This is a genomic window from Rhodococcus sp. BH4, from assembly GCF_002079265.1.
GTDB classification, from domain to species: domain Bacteria; phylum Actinomycetota; class Actinomycetes; order Mycobacteriales; family Mycobacteriaceae; genus Rhodococcus_F; species Rhodococcus_F qingshengii.
The window spans coordinates 558,472-567,500 of sequence record NZ_CP014941.1; the positions used below are offsets into that span (position 1 = coordinate 558,472).

General features: G+C 63.6%; 8 protein-coding genes (1 of these 8 running past the window's edge). 7 read left to right on the plus strand and 1 reads right to left on the minus strand.

Annotated elements, in window-relative coordinates:
* The first annotated feature begins 45 nt into the window (after positions 1–45).
* The 3 genes from A0W34_RS02655 to A0W34_RS02665 are packed head-to-tail and all read left to right on the plus strand — an operon-like array spanning position 46 to position 955.
* Positions 46–249 carry a DUF4244 domain-containing protein gene (locus A0W34_RS02655; protein WP_007732448.1) on the plus strand — a complete coding sequence of 68 codons (204 nt, stop codon included), beginning with the start codon at positions 46–48 and terminating at the stop codon, positions 247–249.
* Positions 249–608, plus strand: a complete 360-nt coding sequence (locus A0W34_RS02660; RefSeq protein ID WP_003946102.1) for a TadE family type IV pilus minor pilin — start codon at positions 249–251, stop codon at positions 606–608. The genes A0W34_RS02655 and A0W34_RS02660 overlap by 1 nt, the downstream gene beginning before the upstream one ends.
* Positions 605–955, plus strand: a complete 351-nt coding sequence (locus A0W34_RS02665; protein WP_007732450.1) for an Rv3654c family TadE-like protein — start codon at positions 605–607, stop codon at positions 953–955. The genes A0W34_RS02660 and A0W34_RS02665 overlap by 4 nt, the downstream gene beginning before the upstream one ends.
* On the opposite strand, the gene A0W34_RS02670 is transcribed toward A0W34_RS02665, so the two are convergent.
* Positions 948–3,236 (minus strand): DEAD/DEAH box helicase, encoded by a 2,289-nt coding sequence (locus tag A0W34_RS02670; RefSeq protein WP_081557275.1) that lies wholly within the window; start codon positions 3,234–3,236, stop codon positions 948–950. The genes A0W34_RS02665 and A0W34_RS02670 overlap by 8 nt on opposite strands.
* A 456-nt stretch (positions 3,237–3,692) precedes the next feature.
* Between A0W34_RS02670 and cspE the strand changes: the two genes are divergently transcribed.
* The 4 genes from cspE to A0W34_RS02690 form a co-directional block, all read left to right on the plus strand.
* The gene (gene cspE, locus A0W34_RS02675; RefSeq protein WP_003946117.1) at positions 3,693–3,896 is read left to right on the plus strand and encodes a transcription antiterminator/RNA stability regulator CspE; all 204 of its coding nucleotides are present in this window, start codon (positions 3,693–3,695) and stop codon (positions 3,894–3,896) included.
* Between the two features lie 185 nt (positions 3,897–4,081).
* Positions 4,082–4,666: a hypothetical protein gene (locus tag A0W34_RS02680; RefSeq protein WP_003946106.1), complete on the plus strand. Its 585-nt coding sequence runs from the start codon at positions 4,082–4,084 to the stop codon at positions 4,664–4,666.
* A 192-nt stretch (positions 4,667–4,858) separates the two neighbouring features.
* Entirely contained in the window at positions 4,859–7,795 is a 2,937-nt protein-coding gene (gene topA / locus A0W34_RS02685) for a type I DNA topoisomerase (protein ID WP_003946104.1), read from the plus strand.
* Between the two features lie 33 nt (positions 7,796–7,828).
* On the plus strand, positions 7,829–9,029 hold the 5' portion of the coding sequence (locus A0W34_RS02690; protein ID WP_081557276.1) for a DNA polymerase III subunit delta'. Its footprint extends 29 nt past the window's final position; the window shows 1,201 of its 1,230 coding nt (coding positions 1–1,201); its start codon is at positions 7,829–7,831; the stop codon falls past the right edge of the window.

Sequence of the window (9,029 nt, forward strand, 5' to 3'; positions counted from 1 at the left end):
CCTGCGGCAGAAGTGCTGCCACAGGTTTCGATTGAAGGGGGAGAAATGATTTCGAAGACGCTCAGGACGGTGTCGGCCAGATTTGCGCTGTTGGTTGCCGAGGACGACGGCATGTCCACCGCGGAGTATGCGATCGGCACGATTGCGGCTGCCGCATTCGGTGCCGTCCTGTACACGGTTGTCACTGGCGACTCCATTGTCTCGGCGCTGACAGGCATCATCGACAAGGCGCTCAAGACAGCTGTGTGATGTTGTCCACGAGAGGTATTCGGCAAGCCGACGACGGCGCCGTGACGGTGGAGGCCGCGATTGCTCTGGCTTCGATCGTCACGGTGGTCGTGCTGTGTATCGGCGGAGTCCTGGCGGTGTCGATGCAGGTTCGGTGTGTCGACGCCGCTCGTGAGGCCGCGCGGTTGGTGGCACGTGGTGATCGTGAGTCTGCGGTCGCCACGGCCCGCCGGATCGCACCCGAAGATGCGTCGATCTCGGTGGAGATCGTGGACGGCTTTGCGGTGGCCGTTGTCAGCGCCGAGAGTGCGTTGCTGCCGTTGGTCGACATTTCTTCCGAGGCGGTGGCAGCAGTGGAGTCGGGAGTGGAGGAGGGGTGAACCTACGTGACGACGAAGGTGTTGCCACGGTTCTGGCGTGCTGCGTTCTGGCGGCGATCGTGATGGTGACCGGTGGGATGCTGCATGTCGGTTCCGCAGTGGTGGCTCGGCACACGGCTCAGTCGGCCGCTGATCTTTCGGCTCTCGGCGGTGCGGGCGCCTTGGACGGCGGCGACGAGTCGGCGTGTGAGATGTCCGCGGTGATCGCGGAGCGGATGCGTACGGTGCTCGAGGAGTGCGAGGTGCAGGGGTGGGATGTATTGGTCGAGATACGCGCACCGGTGTTGTTGTCGGGCTTCGGGATCGGGGATGCGCAGGCTTACGCGCGTGCGGGTCCGGTCAGCTGATCGTGTCGATCACGGCGGTCAGAACCTTGACCGCGCCGTCTTTGTCGAGTGGGTCGTTTCCGTTGCCGCACTTGGGTGAATAGACGCAGGACGGGCAACCGTGAGCGCACTCGCAGGACAGTATGGCGTCGCGCGTCGCGGTGAGCCATCGGGACAGTTCGCTGTGCCCTCGGTCGGCGAACCCGGCGCCGCCGGCATGACCGTCGTAGACGAAGACGGTCGGGAGTCCGGTGTCCGCGTGCATCGCGGTGGACACTCCGCCGATGTCTCCGCGGTCGCAGATCGCCACCAGTGGCAGCAGGCCGATTGCGGCATGTTCGGCGGCATGCAGTGATCCGGGGAACCGTTCGGGCGGGACCCCGATGGATTCGAGGAGTTCCGGCGTGACCGTGTACATCACTGCCCTGGTGGGCAAAGTGTGTGCGGGCATGTCGAGTTCGATCGAGTCGAGGACTTCACCCGAAGTCAACCGTCGTAGGTATCCGACGACTTGATGTGTCACCTCGACCTGGACGAGAGCGACGGCGATGTCGCCGTAGTTCTTGTGCTCGAGTTGTTCGGTGATCGTGATTTCGGTGGTCTCGCGGGCCGAGGTGGTCCAGTCCGGATTCTCGGTGTGTACCAATGCGAGTCCGACGTCGAGGTCCAGTTCGTCGACGACGTAGGTCTCGCCTTGATGGATGTGCACGGCGCCGGGATGAACTGTGGCCGGAGCGCGGCCCGCGTCGACAGTGCCCAGCATCCGGCCGGATTCCCCGTCGACAATGGCCACCTGAGTTCCGATGCCGCCGCGAATGTCCAAAGAGCCGTGGGGGTTCGAATCGGCGGTGACGAACCACCCGTGCTTTCGGCGCCGGATCTTGCCTTCCTCGGACAGTCTCGTCAGAACCTCGAGAGCCCCGAACGCGTCCACCTCGGCATCGGAAAGTGGGAGTTCCATTGCAGCGCAGAGAAGTTGTGGTCCCAGGACGTACGGATTTCCGGGATCTGTCACCGTCGCCTCGACGGGTTTGTCGAGTACCGCTGACGGATGGTGAACGAGGTAGGTGTCGAGTGGATCGTCGCGGGCGATCAACACGACGAGTGAACCCTCGCCGCGTCGCCCGGAGCGACCCGCTTGCTGCCAGAACGAGGCGACGGTGCCCGGGAAGCCTGCCACGACAACGGCGTCGAGGCCTGCGATGTCGACGCCGAGCTCCAGTGCGTTGGTGGTGGCTGCGCCCAGCAGTGTGCCGTCGGCGAGTGCAGCTTCCAGTTCGCGTCGGTCCTCGGCCAGATATCCGGCGCGATACGACGCGACTCGCTCGGCGAGGTCCGGGTCCACCTCGGCGAGTAGACGTTTGGTGGCCATCGCGGTCAGTTCGGCGCCGCGGCGGGAGCGGACGAAGGTGAGAGTGCGGGCGCCTTCGATCATGAGGTCGGCCATGATCCGCGCGGCTTCCGCGCCCGCGGGACGTCGTACCGGGCTACCGTTTTCGCCGGTCAATGCCTCGAGTAGCGGCGGCTCCCACAGCGCGACGGTGCGTGGGCCGTGCGGCGATCCGTCTTTCGTGACCTCGGTGCAGTGTGCGCCGATGAGCCGCGATGCCGCTGCGCCGGGATCTGCTGTGGTCGCACTCGCCAGGATGAAGGTAGGTTCGGCGCCGTAACGGGCTGCAATTCTGCGTAGTCGCCGGATCACGAGCGCGACGTTGGATCCGAAGACTCCCCTGTAGGAGTGGCATTCGTCGATGATCACGTATTTCAGGTTGCGGAAGAAGTGCGCCCATCGCTGATGGGTACGAAGCAGCGAAATGTGGATCATGTCGGGGTTGGTGAAGAGCCAGCGTGAGTTCTCACGTGCCCAAGTGCGGAGTTCCTGAGAGGTGTCGCCGTCGTACGCACTGGCGTTCGTGCTGCGAAGTTCGACGTCGAAGTCGGTGAGGGACAGCACTGCTCGCAGTTGATCGGAGCCCAGCGCTTTGGTGGGGGAGAGGTACAGGGCTGTTGCGAGCGGATCGGTCGCCATGGCCGTCAGCACCGGGAGTTGGTACGCCAGTGACTTACCCGACGCCGTACCGGTGGCCACGACCACGTGTTTTCCGGCGTAAGCGAGGTCGGCGGCCTCACTCTGGTGGATCCACGGGGACCGCACGCTGTGCTCGGCGAGCGCACGTACGACGCTGGGGTGCACCCACTCCGGCCATTCGGTGAACTCGGCTACGCGAGCAGGTAACTGCGCGGTGAACATCAGTGGGTTTTCGCTTCCACTGACCCCGGCGACGACCCGATCGAGCAGCATCTGCCCGTAGGTCTCGCCAGGCTTCCCTCCCGGGGCGGGGATCGGGGAAGGTGCGTTCACGTGACTCTCCGGGCTCGGCGTTGGGGTGTGGCGGCAATCGGAAACTGTCGCTACCTGCAGTTTTGATGATACGCAACGGTCGGCGGTCTTGGTGGAACCGGGTGCTCGGCGCGCGCGCGGGAAACCACGATCGTGGGCTGTTTTTCTCGTAGCGAACTTTTAACGTTTTTAGTTCCCTTTTCGACTGTTGTGCACGCGGAGAACATGGTTGACTGACAATCGGTCGCAGCTTCTGTGTTCGTAGGCTTGAGAAAGTGCACGCTCGCAGGATCGTTGTTGCGGGCGCGGTGCTCTGCCTTTCCTGAGGGGGAAATAAAGACGTACAGCGGTCGGAACCGGCCCGGTGGACTGTAAGGGCTGTTCACCGAATCCGGTGTTAGAAAGAGAAGGAAAAGCATGGCACAGGGCACTGTGAAGTGGTTCAACGCTGAAAAGGGCTTCGGCTTCATCGCTCCCGAAGACGGTTCCGCAGACGTCTTCGTTCACTACTCCGAAATTCAGGGCAACGGCTTCCGTACCCTCGAGGAGAACCAGCGTGTGGAGTTCGAGGTCGGCCAGGGCACCAAGGGTCCCCAGGCTACCGGCGTTCGCGCGGTCTGATTTTTCCGCTCACTTGCTGAGCGAATAGTTCGGACAGTATTTGTCCCCCATCGCATCCGTGCGGTGGGGGACAAATCTTTTCGGGCTGAGTTAGTACTTTCCCTGTCCGAGGTGAATGCACGCAGCTGTTCGGCCACGGCCGGTCGTCTATGCCGTCGATACCTTCGTGGCTTACGTTTCACTCTGTGAGCCAACTGTCCTTTTTCTCTGCCGAGTCGATTCCACCTGCCGTGACGGACCTTGCCGGAATGCTGGCCGGACCGGGGCAGGTCGTGACCTCGGAGGATCGCGCGCGGATCTCGATCGTCGTGGATCGGGACTGGAGAGCACAGGCCGTTGCCGAGTTGATCGCGCAGTGCGGACTCGGGGCCGAGGTGACGCGTAGCGAAGAAGGCAGCCCACTCGTCCGAACTCAGTCGACGCCCGCACTCCTTCCGCTGTCCGTGCAATGGACCAAGGGAGCAGTGAAGGCCGTGCCGGTCGGGTGGGTTCCTAATTCTCGCCAACTCCGGGTGTGGGCCGTCGCCGCCGGCCGCCTCGAAGAAGGCGGTGAACGATTCGTGTTCGGCCTCGACCCCCATGCGAAAGAGACACACGCACCGCTGGCTCAGGCCTTGATGAGGGTTGGTATCGCGCCGACTCAACTGGGTAACCGGACACCGGGTCCGGGGCTCCGTGTGTCGGGAAAGAAGAGACTGACAAAGCTCGTCGAATACCTCGGTGAGGCGCCGAAACACGTCGACACCTCGGTCGCCTGGCCGCACGTCTGACAGAGCTGATGCCGCGTGTCCGCCGGTGCTGATGTCGCGTGTCCGACGGAGCCCATACTGTACTGATCTGCACGAATGTCTTGCGGGTATGTCACTCTGTAAAGAGAGACACGGGGTATAACTTGCTCCACACGTCTAGTTCTGAAGAACTGCCGACGGCAGTGAACGTCCAAAGGAAGGCTCGGGCAGCAGGTGGCTAAAGCGGACAACGGCAGCGGTCAGGGAGCGTCCGGTAACCCTCGTCGCCTCGTGATCGTCGAGTCACCGACCAAGGCGCGCAAAATCGCTCCCTACCTCGGTAAGGACTACGTCGTAGAGGCATCGGTCGGTCACATTCGCGACCTGCCACGAGGCGCAGCAGACGTTCCGGCCAAGTACAAGGGCGAGTCGTGGGCCCGTCTCGGCGTCAACGTCGATCACGACTTCGAGCCGCTCTATGTCGTGAGCCCGGAAAAGAAGGGCAAGGTCGCCGAACTCAAGTCTCTGTTGAAGGACGCCGACGAGCTCTTCCTCGCAACTGACCCCGACCGCGAGGGCGAGGCAATCGCCTGGCATCTCCTCGAGACTCTCAAGCCCAAGATTCCGGTTCGTCGAATGGTCTTCCACGAGATCACCGAGCCGGCAATCCGTGCTGCCGCCGAAGACACCCGCGAACTCGACACCGACCTCGTCGATGCTCAGGAAACCCGCCGCATCCTCGACCGTCTCTACGGTTACGAGGTCAGCCCGGTTCTCTGGAAGAAGGTCATGCCGAAGCTCTCGGCCGGCCGCGTCCAGTCGGTGGCCACTCGCGTCATCGTCCAGCGTGAACGCGAGCGGATGGCGTTCAAGTCGGCGTCGTACTGGGATATTTCCGCGACGCTCGACGCCGGTGCAGAGGCGAGCCCGCGTAGTTTCGGTGCGCGCCTGGTCTCCGTCGACGGTTCGCGTGTCGCCTCCGGTCGCGATTTCGGAGCTGACGGAAAGCTCAAGGGCAGCGCGGTCACCGTGCTCGACGAGGCATACGCGCGTCGTCTCGCGGAGGCGTTGCAGGGCGTCGACCTCACTGTTTCCTCCGCCGAGGACAAGCCGTACACGCGCAAGCCTTACCCGCCGTTCATGACGTCGACGCTCCAGCAGGAAGCCGGACGCAAACTTCGTTTCACGTCCGAGCGCGCCATGCGTATCGCGCAGCGTCTGTACGAAAACGGCTACATCACCTACATGCGTACCGACTCGACGACTCTCTCGGAGTCGGCGATCGCTGCCGCTCGTGCGCAGGCCACCGAGTTGTACGGTCCGGAATACGTGCATCCGACGCCGCGTCAGTACACCCGCAAGGTCAAGAACGCGCAGGAAGCCCACGAGGCGATCCGCCCCGCCGGCGACGTGTTCCAGACCCCGGGTCAGCTGCACTCCAAGCTCGATTCCGACGAGTTCAAGCTGTACGAACTGATCTGGCAGCGGACCGTCGCTTCGCAGATGGCCGACGCCCGCGGTACGACGTTGACGCTTCGCATCTCCGGCACGGCAGGCACCGGCGAGGACTGCACGTTCTCCGCTTCGGGTCGCACCATCGTGTTCGCCGGCTTCCTCAAGGCTTACGTCGAGAGCGTCGACGAAGAGGCCGGCGGTCAGTCCGACGACGCCGAATCCAGGCTTCCGGTGCTGGTCAAGGGTCAGGAAGTCACGGCCACCAAGCTCGATCCGGACGGACACAGCACCAACCCGCCCGCTCGCTACACAGAAGCCAGCCTGATCAAGACGCTCGAAGAACTCGGCATCGGCCGTCCTTCGACCTATTCGTCGATCATCAAGACCATTCTCGATCGCGGATACGTCTACAAGCGTGGCAGCGCGCTGGTTCCGTCCTGGGTGGCGTTTGCCGTCATCGGGCTGCTCGAGGTGCATTTCGGCCGGCTGGTCGACTTCGATTTCACGGCAGGAATGGAAGACGATCTCGACGCGATCGCCGGCGGCCGTGAGCAGCGTGGCAACTGGCTGAGCAGCTTCTACTTCGGCGGCGAGACAGGCGCAGAAGGTTCGGTCGCCCGCGAGGGCGGGCTGAAGAAGATGGTCGGTGTCAATCTCGAGGAGATCGACGCTCGCGAGGTCAACTCCATCCGTCTCTTCGACGACGCCGAGGGCCGCGAGGTTCATGTGCGCGTCGGCCGGTTCGGCCCGTATCTCGAGCGCATGGTTCAGAACCCGGACGATCCCGAAGGCGATTTGATCTCGCAGCGGGCAAATCTTCCCGATGACCTGCCACCGGACGAGCTCACTCCCGAGTACGCCGAGAAGTTGTTCTCGACGCCTCAAGAGGGCCGCAAGCTGGGCGTCGACCCGCTGACGGGCCACGAGATCGTCGCGAAGGAAGGCCGCTTCGGTCCCTACGTGACCGAGATCCTGCCCGAACCGCCGGCCGAGCCGGAACCGGACATCGTTCCCGTCACCGCTCCCGAGCCGGAAGAAATCAGCTCGGGCAGCACCAAGACTGCGGTGAAGAAGGCCGCAGCCAAGAAGGCACCCGCGAAGAAGGCTGCCAAGAAGGTCGCAGGCCCCAAGCCGCGGACGGGATCGCTGCTCAAGTCCATGGATTTGGCGACGATCACCTTGGAAGATGCGCTGCGTCTGCTGTCGCTTCCGCGCGTCGTGGGTGTCGACCCCGAATCGAAGGAAGAGATCACCGCGCAGAACGGCCGTTACGGTCCGTACCTGAAGAAGGGCACGGACTCACGCTCGCTCGCCAACGAAGAGCAGATGTTCACCGTCACGCTCGACGAGGCCCTCAAGATCTACGCCGAGCCGAAGCGTCGTGGGCGTCAGGCGTCGGCAACGCCTCCGCTGCGTGAGTTGGGCGTCGATCCGGTCAGCGAGAAGCCGATGGTGATCAAGGACGGCCGTTTCGGTCCGTACGTCACCGACGGCGAGACCAACGCCAGCCTTCGTAAGGACGACGACGTCGAATCCATTTCCGATGCTCGGGCGTCGGAGTTGCTGGCTGATCGTCGTGCGCGCGGCCCGGTCAAGAAGAAGGCAGCAGCCAAGAAGGCTCCGGCAAAGAAGGCCGCTGCCAAGAAAACAGCCGCAAAGAAGGCCCCGGCAAAGAAGGCCGCTGCCAAGAAGGCTCCGGCGAAGAAGGACTCGTAAGGCTTCGTCGGTGCCGACGGTTAGGGTTTTTGCATGAGTACTGAAGTGGCCGAACGAGGTGTGTTCGGTCGGCTGGTGGGTCAGCACGACGTCGAGCAGAGCCTGCGTGATGCTGCACTGTCGGCTCGTGGAGATTCCAGCGGCTCGGAGATGACCCACGCGTGGCTCTTCACCGGGCCACCCGGCTCTGGTCGTTCGGTGGCTGCTCTCTGCTTCGCCGCTGCCCTGCAATGCACCTCCGACGGTGAACCAGGGTGCGGTGAGTGTCATGCGTGTACGACGACGATGGGTGGAACCCACGGTGACGTACGACGGATCATCCCCGACGGCCTGAGCATCAGCGTCAAAGGCATGCGCGAGATAGTCAACATCGCTTCGCGTCGACCGACGACGGGGCGGTGGCAGGTGATCGTGGTCGAGGATGCCGATCGTTTGACCGAAGGCGCAGCCAACGCCCTCCTGAAGGTTGTCGAGGAGCCGCCGGACCGCACGGTCATCCTGCTCTGCGCGCCGACGACCGATCCGGAAGACATGTCTGTCACCCTCCGATCGCGGTGTAGGCACATGCCGTTGGTGACGCCGTCCGTCGAATCGATCGCCCAGGTACTGATCGACCGCGACGGGCTGGATCCGGAACGGGCGAGAATCGCCGCATCGATCAGCGGCGGACATGTCGGCCGGGCTCGGCGTCTCGCCACCGACGAGAGCGCGCGCGACGAGCGTCAGCGTTCGCTTCGGCTGGCCGCCGACGCGATCGGGGCTTCGACGGCGTACAAGGCCGCAGAGAACTTGGTGAAGTCGATCGAGGCTGACACCAAGGCGTTCTACGCCGAACTCAAGGAACAGGAGCTCGAGGAGCTCAAGGTTTCCTTGGGTGGTGGTGGAACCGGCAAGGGAACAGCCGGGACTCTGCGCGGATCGGCTGGTCTGATCAAGGACCTCGAAGCGCGTCAGAAATCGCGCGACACCCGGGCCCGCCGCGATCTTCTCGACCGGACGCTGATCGACCTGGCCGGCATGTACCGGGACGCGCTTTCCTATTCGCTGGGGTCGACGTCGACGGCGACCCATCCCGACATGGCTCGGCAGGCCGCCGAGTTGGCTGCACGAACGTCCCCGGAGGGGTTGCTCAAATGCATCGAAGCGGTGCTCGAATGCCGCGAGGCCGTCGACTTCAACGTCAAGTTGCAGTGGGCGCTCGATGCGATGGTTGCCTCCATCGGAGCCGCTTTCC